Consider the following 892-nt stretch of genomic DNA (forward strand, 5'->3'; position numbering starts at 1 on the left):
TATCTGGCCGTGGTTCCTACCTATTTCGCCCCCTAAAACTGTCCGAAGTATTGTACCTGCAATACCTGCGAGTAATGCACACAGCAGAAAGCAGCCGATAAATTTCAGGCTCTTTTTTCGATTCCTATTTCCTGTGACAGTGAAGAATGAAGGCATAAAAAGTGAAAATGGTATTGCCGCCCCCCACTTCCGATGTTCCTTCATATGTTTGTTTTCCTCAAGAATGTAGAAAAATGCTGAAAAACCTGAAATCAGGCCGCCAATGCATGAAAGCAAAAACAATACGTAGCTGACAATAGCTATGCCTTCTGAACTCATGATCACCTAACGCCCACAGCAGGGGCGGCTGAAGCGAAGCGTAGGCCGTCCCGCAGAGGCCCCAATAGGGGCCGGCGCTAACTGCCCGTGATTGTTGGCATGTGCACTATTTGACTTCAATATCATGACTTTCCCAACTTTCAAAGTGGTTAAACCAACTAAGTATGAAAGAGCCACTAGGAGATTTTTTTACAAAGTAGCCAATTCCTTTGCCTGGCTGTTTGTAAAGGTTTACCTCACATGAATACTCTGAAGCTCGGACATATTGTGGCGACAACGACTTTAGCACTTCTGGGATATCCTCATGCATTAAAGTGCGCTCTTCTCCATCCTTTATTAACTTCGAGCACTCATTAATTATTAGCTCGTGCTCGTTACTGCCATGCTTGCTCAGAAGTTCTTTAGCCTCGTCGATTGAGTTAATAGAGTTCATATCCCACAACCAGACAAATCCTATAGTTAGGAATATAAGGATTGCTGAAACTCCAATAGCTCCAAGAAACAACCAACGCAGTATTCTATATCAATACTTCGGACAGTTTTAGGGGCGAAATAGGTAGGAACCACGGCCAGA

The 892-nt window shown here is 44.1% G+C and carries 2 protein-coding genes; both read right to left on the reverse strand.

From position 1 onward, the window contains the following. Nucleotides 1-318 (reverse strand): hypothetical protein (locus MO867_RS22300; protein ID WP_252473259.1); only part of this gene is annotated, 318 nt, incomplete at its 3' end. 106 nt (nt 319-424) lie between these two features. Continuing rightward, a complete protein-coding gene (locus tag MO867_RS22305; protein WP_252473260.1) occupies nt 425-751 on the reverse strand; it encodes a hypothetical protein in 327 nt (108 codons plus the stop codon). Nucleotides 752-892 lie beyond the last annotated feature (141 nt).

This window comes from Microbulbifer okhotskensis, from assembly GCF_023895975.1.
GTDB classification, from domain to species: Bacteria; Pseudomonadota; Gammaproteobacteria; order Pseudomonadales; family Cellvibrionaceae; genus Microbulbifer; species Microbulbifer okhotskensis.